Source organism: Arthrobacter sp. 05L421 (assembly GCF_056397785.1).
In genome coordinates this window covers 1-341 of record NZ_JBFTOC010000082.1, presented here as the reverse complement: position 1 = coordinate 341, position 341 = coordinate 1, and the positions used below count along the sequence as shown (strand labels likewise).

The 341-nt window shown below is 67.4% G+C and carries 1 pseudogene; it reads right to left on the bottom strand.

Annotation, left to right across the window (positions count from 1 at the left end):
- Positions 1-341: pseudogene (locus AC1DKQ_RS22500) on the bottom strand (carboxypeptidase regulatory-like domain-containing protein); the annotation flags it as partial.

The following is a 341-nucleotide window of genomic DNA, read 5'->3' as shown; positions in this document are numbered from 1 at the left end:
CGCATCCCCCGCGACCGGCTTATAAGTCGCGGCGGTCGCACCGATGATCGCCACACCGTTGGCTTTCCACTGATACGCCAAGGTCACCGGAGCCGGACCCCAAACACCAGGAACCGCGGTCAGGGTCGAACCGACCTGTGCGGTGCCCGTAAGCGTCGGAACCGGCGCCGTCAAAACCAGCGGCGCTGCCGCGACTGCCGCCGTCGCCGCGGACGTCTTCGCAGCGGTGGCATACCCGGCCTTAGTCCCGGTCACGGTGACCGTGACAGTCTTGCCCGCATCCCCCGCGACCGGCTTATAAGTCGCGGCGGTCGCACCGATGATCGCCACACCGTTGGCTT